General features: G+C 61.6%; 17 protein-coding genes and 1 riboswitch. Of the genes, 9 read left to right on the top strand and 8 right to left on the bottom strand.

The window, feature by feature from the left end; translation table 11 throughout:
* Nucleotides 1–10: 10 nt before the first annotated feature.
* The 9 genes from VNS12_RS14235 to VNS12_RS14195 all read left to right on the top strand — a co-directional run bounded on the left by VNS12_RS14235 (nucleotide 11) and on the right by VNS12_RS14195 (nucleotide 8109).
* Nucleotides 11–514 carry a DUF721 domain-containing protein gene (locus tag VNS12_RS14235; protein WP_325488504.1) on the top strand — a complete coding sequence of 168 codons (504 nt, stop codon included), beginning with the start codon at nucleotides 11–13 and terminating at the stop codon, nucleotides 512–514.
* Between the two features lie 129 nt (nucleotides 515–643).
* Entirely contained in the window at nucleotides 644–1351 is a 708-nt protein-coding gene (locus VNS12_RS14230; protein WP_325488503.1) for a DsbA family protein, read from the top strand.
* Between the two features lie 24 nt (nucleotides 1352–1375).
* On the top strand, nucleotides 1376–4837 hold the full coding sequence (locus VNS12_RS14225; RefSeq protein ID WP_325488502.1) for an AAA family ATPase: 3462 nt from the start codon (nucleotides 1376–1378) through the stop codon (nucleotides 4835–4837).
* The gene (locus tag VNS12_RS14220; protein ID WP_325488501.1) at nucleotides 4837–5208 is read left to right on the top strand and encodes a DoxX family protein; all 372 of its coding nucleotides are present in this window, start codon (nucleotides 4837–4839) and stop codon (nucleotides 5206–5208) included. Before VNS12_RS14225 ends, VNS12_RS14220 begins: the two co-directional genes overlap by 1 nt.
* Nucleotides 5209–5418: 210 nt before the next feature.
* Entirely contained in the window at nucleotides 5419–5790 is a 372-nt protein-coding gene (locus tag VNS12_RS14215) for an AtpZ/AtpI family protein (protein ID WP_325488500.1), read from the top strand.
* A gap of 23 nt (nucleotides 5791–5813) precedes the next feature.
* Complete coding sequence (locus VNS12_RS14210) at nucleotides 5814–6587, top strand: F0F1 ATP synthase subunit A (RefSeq protein WP_325488499.1); 774 nt, start codon at nucleotides 5814–5816, stop codon at nucleotides 6585–6587.
* A 47-nt stretch (nucleotides 6588–6634) separates the two neighbouring features.
* Nucleotides 6635–6862, top strand: coding sequence for a F0F1 ATP synthase subunit C (locus VNS12_RS14205; protein WP_325488498.1), 228 nt, complete (start codon nucleotides 6635–6637; stop codon nucleotides 6860–6862).
* A 116-nt stretch (nucleotides 6863–6978) separates the two neighbouring features.
* Nucleotides 6979–7620, top strand: coding sequence for a F0F1 ATP synthase subunit B (locus VNS12_RS14200; RefSeq protein WP_325488497.1), 642 nt, complete (start codon nucleotides 6979–6981; stop codon nucleotides 7618–7620).
* A 6-nt stretch (nucleotides 7621–7626) separates the two neighbouring features.
* Entirely contained in the window at nucleotides 7627–8109 is a 483-nt protein-coding gene (locus tag VNS12_RS14195; protein WP_325488496.1) for a F0F1 ATP synthase subunit B family protein, read from the top strand.
* A 73-nt stretch (nucleotides 8110–8182) separates the two neighbouring features.
* Here the strand turns inward: VNS12_RS14195 and VNS12_RS14190 are convergent, their stop codons facing one another.
* The 8 genes from VNS12_RS14190 to VNS12_RS14155 form a co-directional block, all read right to left on the bottom strand.
* The gene (locus VNS12_RS14190) at nucleotides 8183–9223 is read right to left on the bottom strand and encodes a DUF2332 domain-containing protein (protein ID WP_325488534.1); all 1041 of its coding nucleotides are present in this window, start codon (nucleotides 9221–9223) and stop codon (nucleotides 8183–8185) included.
* 105 nt (nucleotides 9224–9328) lie between these two features.
* Nucleotides 9329–10876, bottom strand: coding sequence for an aminomethyl-transferring glycine dehydrogenase subunit GcvPB (gene gcvPB / locus VNS12_RS14185; protein ID WP_325488495.1), 1548 nt, complete (start codon nucleotides 10874–10876; stop codon nucleotides 9329–9331).
* Complete coding sequence (gene gcvPA, locus VNS12_RS14180; RefSeq protein WP_325488494.1) at nucleotides 10873–12216, bottom strand: aminomethyl-transferring glycine dehydrogenase subunit GcvPA; 1344 nt, start codon at nucleotides 12214–12216, stop codon at nucleotides 10873–10875. The genes gcvPB and gcvPA overlap by 4 nt, the downstream gene beginning before the upstream one ends.
* Nucleotides 12217–12244: 28 nt before the next feature.
* Nucleotides 12245–12610 (bottom strand): glycine cleavage system protein GcvH, encoded by a 366-nt coding sequence (gene gcvH / locus VNS12_RS14175; protein ID WP_325488493.1) that lies wholly within the window; start codon nucleotides 12608–12610, stop codon nucleotides 12245–12247.
* 17 nt (nucleotides 12611–12627) lie between these two features.
* A complete protein-coding gene (gcvT, locus tag VNS12_RS14170; protein ID WP_325488492.1) occupies nucleotides 12628–13773 on the bottom strand; it encodes a glycine cleavage system aminomethyltransferase GcvT in 1146 nt (381 codons plus the stop codon).
* A gap of 170 nt (nucleotides 13774–13943) precedes the next feature.
* Nucleotides 13944–14038, bottom strand: a riboswitch (glycine riboswitch).
* Between the two features lie 35 nt (nucleotides 14039–14073).
* The gene (locus tag VNS12_RS14165) at nucleotides 14074–14634 is read right to left on the bottom strand and encodes a hypothetical protein (RefSeq protein ID WP_325488491.1); all 561 of its coding nucleotides are present in this window, start codon (nucleotides 14632–14634) and stop codon (nucleotides 14074–14076) included.
* Between the two features lie 19 nt (nucleotides 14635–14653).
* Nucleotides 14654–15145: a peroxiredoxin gene (locus VNS12_RS14160; protein WP_325488490.1), complete on the bottom strand. Its 492-nt coding sequence runs from the start codon at nucleotides 15143–15145 to the stop codon at nucleotides 14654–14656.
* A 141-nt stretch (nucleotides 15146–15286) separates the two neighbouring features.
* Nucleotides 15287–16084 (bottom strand): protein-disulfide reductase DsbD domain-containing protein, encoded by a 798-nt coding sequence (locus VNS12_RS14155; RefSeq protein WP_325488489.1) that lies wholly within the window; start codon nucleotides 16082–16084, stop codon nucleotides 15287–15289.
* Nucleotides 16085–16163: the final 79 nt, after the last annotated feature.

Genomic DNA, 16163 nt, shown 5'->3' with positions numbered 1-16163 from the left:
GGCGCAAGCCATGAGCAAGAAAACCGCGCCTCCGAAGCGCAAGAATCGCACTGTGCAACTGGGTGACATGATCGGCACCGCGCTCGATCCGGCGTTGCGTCGCCGGGGCTTTGCCAGCCGTGATCTCATTGCCCACTGGCAGACGATCGCGCCGACGCCGTGGGACAAGGTGGCCATGCCCGATAAGCTTGTCTGGCCGCGCCGTGACCGTCCGGCGCCCGAAGGCGCGGTTCTGCATCTGCGCTGCATCGAAGGGCACGGGTTGGCCCTGACCCATGAGGGCCCGGCCATCGCCGCGTCGGTAAATCGATATTTTGGATATCTGATCGTGGGGTCGGTGCGCCTGTCTCCCCTGCCGCTGGTGCCTGAAAAAGCATCCGCCAAACCGGCGCGGCATTTGCCTCAGGAGACAATCGCGAGCATAAAGGCCGCCACAGGCACAATTGAGGATGCGGGATTACGCTTGGCGCTCGAAAATCTGGGACGCGGATTGATGGGAAGGCGACGGAACTGACATTCTGTCCTGAAATGGGCGGGTAAAACGCCTTCTCACCGCCATGTGAACGCCCTGCCCTCTTGCCGCCGGACTCCTGCCGTGTAGTGTGCTCGAAATTTGTTAAGCCGTTGAGGAGATAAGCCGTTGTTGCTCAATCGCAGAAATCTGCTGGTTACCGGTTCCAGCGTCGGGCTCGCAACGCTCATCTACGGATGCAGCGATTCGGGCAAAAGCGGGCCTCAGGCCGGTATCGTCAGCCAGGCAAACGCCCAGGAAGTCGGCGAAGTCGTTTTGTATGACGGGTCACAGGCCGAGCCGATCAATGGCGATGCGATCAACAACCCGCCGCTCCCGGATCGCCCCATGGGCGGCGTCAATGCCACGGTGACGGTGATCGAATACGCTTCGCCCACCTGCCCGCACTGCGCTTATTTCCACATGACGGAACTGCCCAAACTCCAGGAAGAATATATCGATACGGGCCGTATCCGCTTCATTACCCGCCCGTTCCGTCGCAACGTTCTGGACCTGGCCGTGTTCATGGTCGCCGAATCCGCTGGCGAGCAGTACAATGAGGTCATGTCGGCCTATATGGAGACCCAGAACATCTGGGCCGCCAGTGAAAATCCACGCCAGGCGATCTTCGACGTCGCCCAGCAGTTCGGATTTACACAGGAAAGGTTCGAGGAAATCTTGACCGACGAGGATTTGTTGGCTGCATTGGAAGCGACCCGCGAGCAGGCCATCAACAGGTTCGGACTTCAGGGCACGCCGACTTTCTACATCAATGGGGCAAAGTTCGAAGGCAATCCCACATATGAAGGGCTTTCTGCCGAAATCGACAAGCGGCTCTAATCCGCGTCTCTCGCGAGGCGCGGAATGAAATTTTCGCGCCTCAAGCTTCTGGGGTTTAAATCCTTCTCCGATCCTGTCGAGTTGGTCCTCGAACCCGGTATCACCGGGGTCGTGGGCCCGAATGGTTGCGGTAAATCCAACCTAGTGGAAGCCCTGCGCTGGGTGATGGGCGAAAGCTCATACAAGGCTATGCGTGCCTCCGGCATGGACGACGTCATCTTTTCAGGCTCGGGCAATCGCCCGGCCCGCAATTCGGCGGAAGTCACGGTCGTCCTCGACAATTCCGACCGCACCGCGCCCCAGCCGTTCAATACGTCCGACACCATCGAGATTTCGCGTCGCATCGAGCGCGAGCAAGGCTCGGTCTATCGCATCAATGGCCGTGACGTGCGGGCCCGCGACGTTCAGCTCATGTTTGCCGATGCGTCCACCGGGGCGCAGTCGCCGGCCATGGTCCGACAGGGGCAGATCGGGGAACTGATCGCCGCCAAACCGACCCAGCGCCGTGCTTTGCTCGAAGAAGCAGCGGGAATCGCGGGCCTGCACTCACGGCGGCGCGAGGCTGAACTGCGCCTCCGGGCCGCCGAGCAGAATCTTGAGCGGGTGGACGATATCGTCGCCCAGGTCGAAGTGCAGCTCGAAACCCTCAAGCGACAGGCGCGCCAGGCAACGCGCTACCGTGCGCTGTCGGGAGACATCCGCCGGGCCGAGGCAACGCTGTATCACTTGCGCTGGATCAAGGCCCGGTTCGCCGAAAAGGAAGCAGAGGCCCAACAGGCCCGCCTCGTCAAGCAATTGGCCGATGCCTCGCATCTCGAACATCAGGCCAAGAAGCTGCTCGAAGCCATGGATGCCGAATTGCAGCCACTGCGCGATGCCGACGCGGCGGCGGGGGCGGTGTTGCAACGGCTGACGATCCTGCGCACCCAGCTTGAGGACGAGTTGCGCCGTGCCAATTCTCGCCGCGCCGAACTCGAAGATCGCATCCGGCAGATCGACACCGATATTGGCCGCGAAAGCGCCTTGATCACCGACAGCGAGGGGCTGATCGAAACCCTCGATGCGGAACGCACCGAGTTGGCTGAAGCCGCCGAGAGCGAGCGCGAAGAAAGCGAGATGGCCCGGGCGCAGGCCGACGAGGCGCGGGCGGTGCTTGATGAGGCTGAAACCGCAGCGCGCAAGGCGGCCGATGCCGTCGCCACCATTCGGGCCCAGCGAGCACAGGCCATGCGTGCCGTAGAAGAGGCAACGGGGCGCGTGAGCAGGATGCAGGCCCAACAGGCCGACATCGCCCGCGATGTCGCAGCGCTCGAAGCAAGCCTTGCCGCCGACCAGACAGTGGCCGAACGCCAGGCGGTATTGGAAGAGGTTCTGGAGGCAGCTGCCATTGCCGAGGCCGAAGTCGAGACGGCCGAGAGCGACGCCGCCGATGCTCTGGAAGCCCTCGAAGCCGCCCAGCCTGCCCTGGCCGATCTCGAAGGCCGGGTCAATCGCCTCGAAAGCGAGGCAGAAACGCTGGCCCGGATTCTCCATATGGACGGCGGATCGCTGTGGCCTTCCATCGTGGATGCGCTGACCGTCGCGCCGGGGATTGAAACCGCTCTGGGCGCGGCATTGGGCGACGACCTTGAAGCCTCATCCGACACTGCCGCTCCGCTTTACTGGACCGAAAGCGGCAATGGCGCGGGCGATCCAGCCTTACCTGGCGGCGCGACGCCCTTGTCGACGCTGGTTTCAGGCGCCCCCCTGCTCCGGCGCCGCCTCGACCAGATCGGCCTCGTGGAGACAGCCGAAGACGGCGCGCGCCTGTTGCCTAGTCTCAAACCCGGCCAACGGCTGGTCAGCCGCGATGGCGGGTTGTGGCGCTGGGACGGTTTTGTCGCCAAGCCTGATGCTCCGAGCGCGGCGGCCCAACGGCTCGCCCAGCGCAATCGGCTCGTTGAGCTCGACAGCGAGATCGCAGCCCTGCGCCTGGATCGGACCTCCGCGCAGGAACAATTGTCCGGCTTGCGCGCCCGGCTTGATGCCGCGCGCGATGCGGAAATCCGCTGCCGGAACGACTGGCGCGAGGCCCAGCGGGGCATATCAGCCGCCCAGGCAGGTCTTGATGCGGCACACAAGAATCTTTCAGAACTCACAGCGCGCAGCGCCGCTCTTGCGGAAGCCAGCCAGCGGGTCGACTCTGGTCTGGCCGAAGCGATTGCAGAGGCCGAGGACGCCAGCGGTGTTCTGGCCGAGTTGGGGGCAGAGGGCGACGCTGTTCGCGAGGCGGAAACCCGCCAGCGAGCTCTGGCCAATCTGCGCGAATCCGCTGAGCAGGCGCGCATGCGTCTCGCCGGTTTCGAAAGCGCCTCCAAGATGCGCGCGTCGCGGCTGTCGCGGATCGGCATGGAGATGGAAAGCTGGCAGCGCCGCCGTGCAGAGGCGCAAGGCCAGATCGAAACGCTTCAGCGCCGCCGTTCCGAGATTGTTGCACAGATCGCCGAACTCAACGCCACCCCCGACGCCTTTGACCTGCGCCGGGCGGATCTCGACGACCAGATCGAGGATGCCGAGCACGCCCGCAAACGCGCCGCCGACCGGCTGGAGGAAGCCCAGACCAGCTATCGGGAAGCCGACAAGGCTGCGCGTCTCGCCGCCGAAGGCCTCGCCGATGTTCGGGCGGAGACGGCACGGGTCGATGAGCGGCTGAAAGGCTTTATGGCAGCGCGCCAGCAAATTGAACGCCAGATCGTCGAAGCCTTGGGTATTGCGGCGGACCGCACCGCGGAAGCGGCCGGGCTCAAGCCCGAAGCGCCACTGCCTGAAGAGGCGGCGACCGAGGCGCGGGTCGACCGGCTGAAGGCCGAGCGCGAACGGCTGGGTGGCGTGAACCTGATGGCCGAGCAGGAGGCGCAGGAGGTCCAGGACAAGCTCGACAAGATGGTGAGCGACCGCGAAGACCTGATTGCGGCCATCGCCAAGTTGCGCACCGGAATTTCTAACCTCAACCGCGAAGGCCGGGCCCGCCTCAACGAGGCGTTCGAGAAGGTCAACACCCACTTCCGCGAGCTGTTCACCACGCTGTTCGGCGGCGGCACGGCGGAACTGACCTTTGTGGAAAGCGATGACCCCCTCCACGCCGGGCTGGAAATCATCGCCCGTCCGCCGGGCAAGAAGCCCCAGACGATGACGCTGTTGTCGGGGGGGGAACAGGCGCTCACCGCGATGAGCCTAATCTTTGCGGTATTTTTGACCAATCCGGCCCCGATCTGCGTTCTCGATGAAGTGGACGCGCCGCTGGACGATGCCAATGTCGAACGCTTTTGCAACCTGCTCGACTCGATGCGTCAGCGGACAGATACGCGGTTCGTGGTCATCACCCATAACCCCATCACCATGAGCCGCATGGACCGGCTGTTCGGGGTGACGATGCCGGAGCGTGGCGTGAGCCAGTTGGTGTCGGTCGATCTGCGGACCGCTGAAACCTTTCTGGAGGCAAGCTGATGACTGACGAGTTCTTTCCGGTCCTGATCGCAGCGCGTTTGCTGATGGGATCGTTATTCATCGTGGGCGGGCTGCGCCATTTCTGGGCGCTTGATCCCATCACCGGCGCGATGGCGACGCGCGGCGTTCCGCAACCCCGGGCGGTACTGATTGCCGGTTCGGTGTTTCAGGTGCTGCTGGGCACCACGCTGGCTCTTGGGGTGTTCGTGCAACTCTCGGCGATCGGGCTAATCGTGTTTACGGTCGTCGCCACCATCATGCTGATCAATTTTTGGGACAAAGCGGAACCGGAGCGCTCGGCGCTGTTCAACGCGTTCATGTCCAATGTCGGGATTGTGGGCGGACTTCTGGCCGTGATGGCGCTTCCGTAAGGAGGCGGGAATCCCTCTGCGCCACGCTCCTACCACAATCGGCGTACTGACGCGATGCCGCACCGGGTCTGCTCATGCGTAATCCATTGATTTCAAACCAGTTTCACTCCGCCTACTCAGCTTGACACCTCGGGGAGCCGCCACTATGGTGCGCGCGACTTTAAAGGCACCCTCTTATCGGGTGTCCGGCTGGACCGGGGCGGTAGTTTGATGACCAATCCTGATGACGATCCGGCTGAAAACAAGCCTTCGCCGAGCCAATCGGAAACGTCCGAACTGGCGGCCCGGATCCGGAAGGCACAACAAGCTCGCGCCTCGGCGACCGCCGGGGGGCAAACGTCTGGGCAAGGCGACATGTCGATGCTGGCGCGCGGATTGCGCATCGGCGCAGAGTTTGTCGCGGCAATCCTGGTTGGCTCGGGTATCGGTTACCTGATCGACCTGCTTGCGGGCACGTCGCCCTGGGCCTTGCTCATCATGTTCATGTTGGGCTTTGGCGCTGGAATTTTGAACGTCACTCGTGTAGTGGCGGAACTGAATGCAAACAAGACCGCACCTGACGATGCGGCTGATACCGACTGAAGGCGAGATAGGGGCTTTAGACCTTGGCGAACGATCCGATTCACCAGTTTGTCATCACCGACATCTTCACCTTCGGGACCATAGGCGGTGACGGCACGGAAGGCAGCGGCATTACCCTCGCCTTCACCAATTCAGCGCTATTCATGGTGCTCACCACCATCACCATCTGCGCCTATCTGATCCTGACGACGCGCCGGCGCGGTCTCGTTCCGAACCGCTGGCAGCTCACGTCCGAAATGACATATGAATTCGTGGCCAACATGGTGCGCAGCAATGCCGGCACCGAAGGCATGAAATTCTTCCCCTTCGTCTTCTCGCTGTTCATGTTCATCTTCATCGGCAACATGTACGGTATGGTGCCCTACTTCTATACCTTCACCAGCCAGATCATCGTCACCTTCGTGCTGGCCATGCTGGTGATGATCGTGGTGGTGGGCTACGGGTTCATCAAGAATGGCCCCAAATTCCTCAAGCTTTTCGTGCCTGCCGGCGTGCCGGGATACATCGTCCCCATCGTGACGCCGATCGAGGTGATTTCCTTCCTTTCGCGTCCGATTTCGCTGTCGGTCCGTCTGTTCGGCAACATGCTGGCTGGCCACATCACTCTCAAGGTGTTCACCGGCTTTGTCGTATCGCTCGCGTCTTTCGGGGCGCTGGGCATTCTCGGAGCCGCCCTGCCGCTCGTCATGGGCGTGGCAATCACCGCGCTCGAATTCATGGTGTCGACAGTTCAGGCATATGTCTTTGCCGTCCTGACGTCCCTGTACCTCAATGATGCGATCCATCCCTCGCATTAAAACCAACCAGACCCCATCCAAGTTTCAGGCTTTGAAAGGATCACAAAATGGAAGCTGAAGCCGCTAAGTACATTGGTGCCGGTATCGCATGCTTCGGTATGGCCGGTGCTGCCATCGGCGTGGCCAACATCTTCGGCAGTTTCCTGTCGGGCGCGCTGCGCAACCCCTCGGCTGCTCCCAGCCAGGCAGGTAACCTGATTTTCGGTTTCGCCGTGACCGAAGCCCTGGGCATCTTCTCGTTCCTGGTTGCCCTTCTGCTCCTGTTCGCGGTCTGATTTTTCCGACCCTAACAGCTTGAAAACAGTTTCGGCAGCCGGTTGATCAGAGCTGGCTGCCGACTCCTTATCCGGGCCCATCCGCCCGGCTCCAACCACACCGGCGAGTGAGGCAAATGGCACCCATTATTGTCGCCCAGGCCGAAGGGATCGAGACGGCACCAGGCTCCGTCGAGGAACCGATCGAATTTGAATCCGTTGGCGGCGACCACGCCCTTCCCGAAGGAGCGTTGCAGCAGGAGATTCAAGTGGCGAACGAATCGCATACCGAGATCTTTCCACCTTTCGATGCGTCGACCTTTCCCTCACAGATCCTGTGGCTGCTCATCACCTTTGCCGCTCTTTACTTTGTAATGAAGCGGATCGCCCTGCCCCGGATCAGCGATATTCTCGAAGAACGTCGCGACCGGATCGAGGGTGACCTGGCCGAAGCCGAAAGGCTGCGCCAGAAAACCGATCAGGCCATTGCGTCCTATGAGGCCGCTCTCGCCGAAGCGCGCTCCAACGCGCATGCCATTGCCGAAGCTTCCCGTTCGGAGAGCAAGGCAAAGCTCGATGCGGCCCGTGCCAAGGTTGAAGCCAACCTTGCTCGCAAGGTGACTTCCTCTGAAGAGCGGATCGCCGCGACCAAAGCCGAGGCCCTTGGCCATGTCGGCGAAATCGCCACGGAAACCGCCCAGGCCGTCGTTGCCCAATTGATTGGCAATGTATCGGACAAGGCAGCCCGCGACGCGGTCGCAAAAGTCAGCAAGGAGTAGGCAGACATGGAATTTGATGCCACTTTCTGGGCTTTCATTGCGCTGCTGATCTTTTTCGGCATCGTGGTCTACTTCAAGGTTCCGGGCATGATCGCCAAGATCCTTGATGACCGGATCGCCAAGATCGAAGCCGACCTTGAAGAGGCGCGCCGGCTGCGTGAAGACGCGCAGGCGCTGCTCGCCGAGTATGAGCGCAAACGCAAGGCCGCTGAAGGCGAAGCCGAAGAGATCGTCGCCGCCGCACGCGAAGAGGCAGAGCGGATGACCGCCGAGGCCGAAGCCGCCTTGGAAGACATGGTCGCCCGCCGCACCAAGGCTGTAGAAGACAAGATCGCCCAGGCCGAAGCCCAGGCGGTCGCCGAGGTCCAGGCCCGGTCCGCCGATGTCGCCATCGAAGCCGCCCGGCTGCTGCTGGCCGATCAGGTCAAGGAAAATGGCGCCGCGCTGGTCGATCAATCGATCAAGGACGTGGCGAGCCAGCTCAACTGATCGAAATGAACACGGGCCCTTTCGGGCCCGTTTCTTTGTCGATGACATTACAGGCGGCCACTGGCCGCCTTTTTCATGCCCAGTCGACCCAACGGCCGTGATAGTCGGAAAGACCTGCGGTTTCCTTTTCGCCGCCTGGCCAAACAGTCTGCTTGAGCACGGCGCCGCCGGGATGCCCTTCCGCCTCCATATACATCCACACCAGTGGCGTTTCGTCGGTGGCTTTGGCACCCGCTTCTGCGAATGCCGCGGTGATCCGCTCCTGCTTTTCTCGCGACAGATATTGCCAGACGATGGTGTGAAAGAAGACGCGGGTGATGCCGGGCTCCGGCTCTTCGGCGAGGCGCGTCTCCACCCATTCGGCGGCGTCAGCCTTTTCCACCACGTAGGGCCGCGTTGTGGCCGCTGAGAGCGCCGCGGAGACCCGTCCGATCCGTTGGTGCTGATCGGCCCAGATGTAGGCCAGCTGGCGCTCCACGCTGTCGGGATTGTGGGGATCGAGGGGGTTCCGATCACAACCGGCCCGGCTGGCGATGACCAGTTCGGCATCGAGCGGCGGCAGGTTGCCGCGCCACAGGCTTTCGATATCCACAAGCGCCTTGGGGTCGCCCCATTCAAGATCGTCGCCGAGACGATAGTGATAGCTGTCGAAGGCGAGGTTGAGCCCGGCGCTCGCACCAATTTCATGCAAAGCAAGTGGCTTGCCGAACCGCTCGGTCAGGCGCAGCGTCAGTCCGAGCAGGGCAGACGAGCGGGACACTTCATTGGTCTGCGGCGGGCTATCGAGAAAATCGTGCAGAAAATCGTCATGCTTTTCAATGGCCGCCTCGATGGCTGCCCACAGCTGATCGGGCTTTGCTTCCAGCGGCGGATAAAGCGCAGCGAGTTCGCGCGCCCGGCCCGAGCGCACCAGCGCATGCAGCGCACCAGCGGCGCGCAAGGCAATAGCATCGTCCTTGGCCGAATCGGGCCAGTTGAGAATGCGCGCTCCGAATCGCGAGGAATCGGTCAGGCGTTCTGCAAAAAGATCGCACAGGGTTGCGGTAAAAGGAGACCCCAGACTTCGGCAGGCCTCGGCCTGCGACCTGAAGGTCCCAAGCACGTGGGGGTTCATATTCGACATCAGTGCCCTCCGACTTGTACCACCGGAGTTTAAGGGCTTTGACGGGGCGTTCAAAGGTGTTTTTGCCGCCCCGGCCAAAACCGGGGCGGCTATTGGCTATTGCGCTGCGGCGCGACCGGCTTCCGGGGCGGTCCATTTCAGCCGTGGCTGGCGGGCTGCACGGGTTTCATCGAGCCGGCGGAGCGGCGCGTTGACCGGAGCTGCGGTGAACCGTTCGACGTTACCGTTTGTCGCATCTTCGGCAAGCTCTCGCATCGTCGCGACGAACGCATCGAGGGTTTGCAGCGATTCGCTTTCGGTCGGTTCGATCAACATGGCCCCGGAGACGACCAGCGGGAAATACATGGTCATGGGGTGGAGCCCTTCATCGATCATCGCCTTGGCGAAATCGAGGGTAGTGACCCCGGTGCCCTTGAGGAAAGTGTCATCGAACAGCACCTCGTGCATGACCGGCTGGCCGTTGTAGGGCGCAGAGAACAAGTCCTCCAGCCGCGCCTTGAGATAGTTGGCATTGAGCACAGCGTCCCGCGCTGCCTGGGCCAGTCCATCCACGCCGTGGCTCAGCATATAAGTGAGTGCGCGCACATACATGCCCATCTGGCCGTGGAACGCTGTCAGACGCCCAAAACTGCCACCCTCCGCATGCTCCACCAGTTCGATGGTCTGGCCATCACGTCGCAGGAAAGGCACCGGAGCAAAAGGCGCCAGCGCTTCGGAAAGCACAACCGGGCCTGCCCCCGGACCACCACCACCATGGGGCGTCGAAAAGGTCTTGTGCAGGTTGATGTGCATGGCATCGATCCCCAGATCGCCGGGACGCACCACCCCCATGATGGCGTTGAAATTGGCGCCGTCGCAGTAAAAATAGGCACCGGCCTCGTGGACCGCCTCGGCAATCTCGATGATCTGCGGTTCAAACAGCCCGCAGGTATTGGGATTGGTCAGCATGATGGCCGCCACATCGTCCGAGAGCGCAGCCTTGACCGCTTCCACATCCACCGTGCCATGCTCATTGGCATCGATCGAACGGACCGAATAGCCCAGAAAGGCAGCAGTCGCCGGATTGGTGCCGTGGGCGCTCTCGGGGACCAGAACGATCTTGCGATGTCCCTCGCCTCGCGCTTCATGGGCCGCCTTGATGGCCATCATGCCGCACAATTCACCGTGGGCGCCAGCTTTCGGCGACAACGAAACCGCTGCGGTGTTGGTCAGCTCCATCAGCCAATGGCCAAGCTGTTCCATCGCTTCGAGCGCGCCCTGCACGGTAGAGACGGGTTGCAGCGGGTGCACATCGGCAAAGCCTGGCAGACGCGCCATTTTTTCGTTGAGGCGCGGATTGTGCTTCATGGTACACGAGCCGAGCGGGTACATGCCCGCGTCGATCGAGTAATTGCGCCGTGAGAGGCGCACATAGTGGCGCATGGCTTCCGGTTCGGTAAGGCCGGGCAGGTCGAGCGGGCTCTTGCGCCGCAATCCGCCGAGCCGATCGTCGGGCACATCGATATCGGGGAGATCGACCCCGGAATGATCGCGGTCGCCAATCTCAAACAGCAATGGTTCGGCTGGCAGCAGCGCAGCTTTCCCGGAAACGGCCATCTGGGCATCGGAAGGGCTTGTCGGACGCCCCTGTCGGTTCATGGTCATGCCAGCTCTCCGTTAAGACCTTCGACCAGCGCGGCGATATCGGCGTCGGTGGTCAGTTCAGTGGCAGCGAGAACCAAAAGGTTTTCCACATCCCCCCTGCCCGGCTCCAATCGTGACACCGGCACGCCTGCAAGAATTCCTCGCGCGGCAAGCGCTTCCACCACTGGAGCTGCGGGTACCGGCAAACGGACGGTGAGCTCGTTGAAAAAGCTCCTGTTGAGCACCTCAACCTTACCGGTCCCAGCAAGGGCATCGGCAAGGGCGATGGCGCGCGCGTGGTTGAGGCGGGCGAGCCGAGACAGGCCCTTTTCGCCCAGGAGCGACAGGTGAATCGAAAACGCCAGCGCACACAGGCCTGAATTGGTGCAGATGTTGGAGGTCGCCTTTTCGCGGCGGATATGCTGTTCGCGGGTCGACAGTGTCAGAACGAACCCCCGTTCCCCTTCCGTGTCGACGGTTTCGCCACAGAGCCGACCCGGCATTTGGCGGACGAATTTTTCGCGACACGCCAACAGCCCGACATAGGGACCGCCAAAGGTCAGCGGATTGCCCAGCGATTGGCCTTCGGCCACGACGATATCGGCTCCCAATGCTCCGGGCGCTTCAAGGAGACCGAGCGAGATGATTTCCGTGACCACGACGATCAGCAGCGCGCCCTTAGCGTGTGCGGCCTCGGCAAGAGCCGAAACATCGCGGATATGGCCGTAGAAATCGGGGGTCTGGATAACGATGGCCGCCGTATCGGTATCGATGCGGTCCATGATATCGCCCTGCCCTTCAGGCGATGGCGAGAGACATTCAAGCCCTTCTTCGCCGGACAGATAGGTGACGACCGTATCGCGATATTGGGGATGGAGACCGCCGGACACGAACACCTTGTTGCGCCTTGTGATGCGGCGGGCCATCAGCACCGCTTCGGCGGTTGCGGTCGAGCCGTCATACATCGAGGCGTTGGCCACATCCATCCCGGTCAGATTGGCGACTTGGGTCTGGAACTCGAACAGCATCTGTAGCGTGCCCTGGGAAATTTCCGGCTGATAGGGCGTATAGGCCGTCAGCCATTCCGAGCGCTGGATCAGGTGGTCAACCGTGGCAGGCACATGGTGGCGATAAGCGCCCGCTCCAATAAAGAACGGCCCGTCGCCAGCGGCGTGATTGCGACGGGCAAGCGCGCGCATATGCGCTTCGACGGCGAATTCCGGCTGATAGTCAGGCAGGTCGGGCACAAAGGTGCCGAGCACCGATTTGGGGACCGCGGCAAACAGGTCATCAACAGAGGCGGTGCCGATTGCATCCAGCATATGGGCGCGATCAGCGGCGGAATGAGGAAGGTAGCGCATTGCGGCTCCCGACAAAAAATCAGAAAAATCAGGCGATCGATTCAGCGTAGGCCGCTTCGTTCAGGAGGCCATCCAGCTCACCGTCGTCGGAGAGCTCAAGCTTGAACAGCCAGCCGGAACCAGCAGGGTCGGAATTGACCAGGCCCGGGTCATCGTTCAGCGCCTCATTGATTTCAGTCACGGTTCCGGACACAGGCGCATAAATCTCGGACGCGGCTTTGACCGATTCCACAACGGCGACCTCGTCGCCCTTTTTGAAGGCCGTTCCAACCGAAGGCAGTTCGACAAAGACGATATCGCCGAGTTGCTCTTGTGCGTAATTGGATATGCCAACCGTGCCGATACGGCCTTCGGTGCGGATATATTCATGGTCTGGTGTGTAACGGGTGGTCATGGTGAGGCCTTTCCGGTTCAGGCGGTTTTTCTGATGTAACGATGGGCGACAAAGGGCATGCGGACAATCGTTCCGGCCACGGGTTTCCCGCGCACCAGAGCCGTCACGTCCGCACCTTGCTGCGCGAGATTCTTGGGCAGATAGCCGATGGCAATCGAGGCCTGTGCCGTTGGGGTGAACGAGCCGGACGTGATCCGCCCAATCGCTGTGCCTGATGCATCGACAAGCTGGGCCCCCTCGCGTACCGGCTGGCGGCCCTCGAAGCGAATGCCGACCCGCGTTTCATCGATGCCTTCAGCAATCCGTTGCAGCACGGTCTCTGCCCCGATGAATCCACCTTCGGCGCGGCGGCACTTGCCGATGGCAAAGATCAACCCTGCTGACACCGGGTCGATGGTGTCATCCATGTCATGACCGTAAAGGCACAACCCCGCTTCCAGCCGGAGGCTATCGCGGGCGCCGAGGCCTGCCGGAGCGACCAGAGGGTCAGCCATCAGAAGATCGAAGAGCGCAGGAGCATCCCCATTCGCGGCCGAGAGTTCGAACCCGTCCTCTCCGGTATACCCGGCGCGGGACACCTGCACGGGAATTCCATTAATGGCTGAGCGCCCGGTCTGCATGAAGGTGAGCCGACCAGCCAGGTCCGTATGTTTGGCGAGCACTTCTGCAGCTTTCGGGCCTTGCAAAGCCAGAAGCGAAAGCTCGTCGCGCAAATCGAAGGTGATCCCCTCCGGTGCATTGGCGCGCAGCAGCGCCAGATCGTGGTGCTTGCGGCCCGCATTGACCACCAGCCACAGCTCGCCCTCGGGTGCCTCGCCCGCAGCGGGACGGGTGATCATCAGATCATCTTCGATGCCGCCCCGCTCATTGAGCAGCACAGTATAGCGCATTTCGCCCGCTGCCAGCGCCGAGAGATCAGCTGGGGTCAAATATTCGAGCGCAGCTACAGTTGCCTCGTGATCCGGCCCTTTCGCCACGATCTGCCCCATATGGGAGACGTCAAAGAGGCTCGCAGCTTCGCGCGTGTGCTGATGTTCGGCGACGATACCGGCATACTGAATGGGTAGCGAATAGCCCGCGAATTCCACCATGCGGGCACCTGCCGCCACATGACGATCGAACAACGCGGTTTTTCTGATATTGGCATCAGACCCCTGGGCCATGGCATCCCTCTCCGGCACAAAAACACAAGCGGCACCAAACGATGCTGAAACAGCATCCTTGTTCAGTGCCCCCTCTGTCCTTGACCTGAGAGATTTCCCAAGGCGCTTATCGCTTGCCTTGGCTACGCCCGTCGGTGGGGAATGCACACATTCCCGCTTTCCAGAGTTCTAGCTTCCCAGCGGTCCCTTATGCCTGAGAGTTTCCGGGGCGGTTGCTCCTTCGGCGTTTCGGCTCATGGGCCGAAATCTCTCCCGCTGAGGGCTGGGACCATGGAAGAAAGCCCCGGCCCCGTCAATGCGTTAATTGTCGAAGCCAACCCAAATGGTGATCGACTCGCCGCCCACATAGGGAATAGCGACGTTCTCAACAGTATGGGCAAATTCATTGGCGCTGCCGCTGGTGGCAGACACCGACAAGTCATAGCGCTGGGAGAAAACAGCAAGGCCATCACGCTGCACAGCGAAACGGACGGGGATGGAAACATTGCCCTCGGAGCCCGAGGGCCCCATGATCACGCGTCCCGCCGCGCCCATGCGCACCGTGATCAGGCCATTGGACACGACGCAATTGCGCGAGACCCGATCGAGTACACCTTGATAGCGCAATGCCCTCGGGTCCGAAGCCCGGTTGCCGGCATAGGAGCGATAGAATTCCGCGCCTTCGCGGATACGGATCGGCGGACACTCGGTGGCGATTGCCGGCATCGCTCCGCTGGCAGCTTGGGCCACTTCGCTCTGGCTGGCTGAAATGTTGGCGAAACTGGCATCATCATTGCCGCCGAACATCGAGCCCATGGAGCACCCGGCCAGCAGCACGGCCAATGCCGTGACGGCGGTTAGACTTCTCGCGGTCCGAGCCATTGTCCCCTTCCCTCCCATGCTAGGCTGCCAGCGCTTCAAGCATGGCCGATGCACCCGAACTCGTGACTTCCCCCGGCACATCCTCAGCGTTCACAATCTGCACTATCCCATCACGAATAAGCAGCGACGAGCGATTGAACCGCACGCCAAGACCGCCGCCGGTCAGATCCCGCTCCAGCCCCAGCGCCGCAGCGAGCCTTCCCAGCCCATCGGCAATAAACTCCATCCGGCCCAATGCGCCGGTGGATTTGGCCCAGGCCTTGACCACGTGGTGATCATTGACCGTCGCGCAGATGATCTTGTCGACACCGGCGGCCTTTAGCGCGTCGGTAGCAGCGAGATAGCCAGGCAGGTGGTTGAGGTGACAGGTGGGCGTAAACGCCCCCGGAACGGCGAAGAAGACGACGGTTCCGGTTCCCATGATATCCTTGCTCGACGCGTCGGAGATGCCGCTTTCGGTCACGTGCTTGACGGGAACCGAAGGAATCGGCTGGCCGGGCTGGATGGTCATGGATACCCTCGCGTTATGGTCAAATTGCCAGACACAGCACGAATACGGCGAGACTTGGGTCACATCGAACTGCGATCGGTATTGTCATAAGAGAATTTACGGGCTGCGTCGAGGCCGGGAGTGCTGCAGTCCGGTGTTATCTCACGGCGAGATCACGCGGGAGATTTCATAAGGGCCATCGGTTGAATCATAGGTGAACCGGGCACTGGCCGTGTCAAAGGCGCCGGGATTGCTGCGTCCCAGCAGCGGGAACACCAGCGTGTCGGCATCCGCGGACTTTTCCGGCGGCCCGAATACATGCAGCGAGCCTGCGATTTCTGCAATCATCGACGCGGCATTGAAGGCCTTGTCGTGAAGCGCGACCACCAGCGCCCCGCTTTCGGAATCGAACGCCGCATCCCCCAGAATATCATCGCCCGCATGGGGCAAAGGCACCTCGGCCAGAGCCTGCCTTATACGGAGACCGTTAGCCCTGTCGGGAGTTGTGAGATCGGGGGCGAGTTCGAGCCGGGCCGCTGCCGGCACGCAGATATCCGAGCAGACCCCAAGCGTCAGATCGGTGACGATACGCGGTGCGTCGCCTTCGACAGCCACCTGCAATGGCAACAGCACCCGACCATAAAAGGCGTGATCCACATAGCCAGCGGTCGTCTCGCGGACCGGATAGGGCCAGACGATGTCGAGTTTTGTAATTCCTTGTGCGTCGGCAATATCAACCGACAGGGGAATTCCGGTTTCTCCTGGCACCCGCCAATAGGTCTTGGTGGTTGGAGGCATGTCGAATTCGAGCCCCATCCACAGGATTCCGTCTGCATCCAGACTGTCGGACGACACCAGCCTCACAGATGTGTCGGGCGCAATTTCAACCCAATCTGTCTCGCCAGCAATGAGCGGCGAGAAAGTGCACAACGCAATCAGGATGGCGAAGAGACGAGTCATGATGTCAGCCTTAGAGCAGGCAAGCAGCCCGTGAAAGAGCGTTCATGGTTTCGTGAACGGCTAGCATTTGAATATCTCC

This window comes from Pelagibacterium sp., from assembly GCF_035555455.1.
In the GTDB taxonomy this organism is placed as follows: Bacteria; Pseudomonadota; Alphaproteobacteria; order Rhizobiales; family Devosiaceae; genus Pelagibacterium.
This window is presented reverse-complemented; position numbering and strand designations above follow the sequence as displayed.

Coding starts and splice junctions, on each gene's coding strand:
- VNS12_RS14235 (WP_325488504.1), top strand. CDS start 11: ATGAGCAAGAAAACCGCGCCTCCGAAGCGCAAGAATCGCACTGTGCAA.
- VNS12_RS14225 (WP_325488502.1), top strand. CDS start 1,376: ATGAAATTTTCGCGCCTCAAGCTTCTGGGGTTTAAATCCTTCTCCGAT.
- VNS12_RS14220 (WP_325488501.1), top strand. CDS start 4,837: ATGACTGACGAGTTCTTTCCGGTCCTGATCGCAGCGCGTTTGCTGATG.
- VNS12_RS14215 (WP_325488500.1), top strand. CDS start 5,419: ATGACCAATCCTGATGACGATCCGGCTGAAAACAAGCCTTCGCCGAGC.
- VNS12_RS14205 (WP_325488498.1), top strand. CDS start 6,635: ATGGAAGCTGAAGCCGCTAAGTACATTGGTGCCGGTATCGCATGCTTC.
- VNS12_RS14200 (WP_325488497.1), top strand. CDS start 6,979: ATGGCACCCATTATTGTCGCCCAGGCCGAAGGGATCGAGACGGCACCA.
- VNS12_RS14195 (WP_325488496.1), top strand. CDS start 7,627: ATGGAATTTGATGCCACTTTCTGGGCTTTCATTGCGCTGCTGATCTTT.
- VNS12_RS14190 (WP_325488534.1), bottom strand. CDS start 9,223: ATGAACCCCCACGTGCTTGGGACCTTCAGGTCGCAGGCCGAGGCCTGC.
- gcvPB (WP_325488495.1), bottom strand. CDS start 10,876: ATGACCATGAACCGACAGGGGCGTCCGACAAGCCCTTCCGATGCCCAG.
- gcvPA (WP_325488494.1), bottom strand. CDS start 12,216: ATGCGCTACCTTCCTCATTCCGCCGCTGATCGCGCCCATATGCTGGAT.
- gcvH (WP_325488493.1), bottom strand. CDS start 12,610: ATGACCACCCGTTACACACCAGACCATGAATATATCCGCACCGAAGGC.
- gcvT (WP_325488492.1), bottom strand. CDS start 13,773: ATGGCCCAGGGGTCTGATGCCAATATCAGAAAAACCGCGTTGTTCGAT.
- VNS12_RS14165 (WP_325488491.1), bottom strand. CDS start 14,634: ATGGCTCGGACCGCGAGAAGTCTAACCGCCGTCACGGCATTGGCCGTG.
- VNS12_RS14160 (WP_325488490.1), bottom strand. CDS start 15,145: ATGACCATCCAGCCCGGCCAGCCGATTCCTTCGGTTCCCGTCAAGCAC.
- VNS12_RS14155 (WP_325488489.1), bottom strand. CDS start 16,084: ATGACTCGTCTCTTCGCCATCCTGATTGCGTTGTGCACTTTCTCGCCG.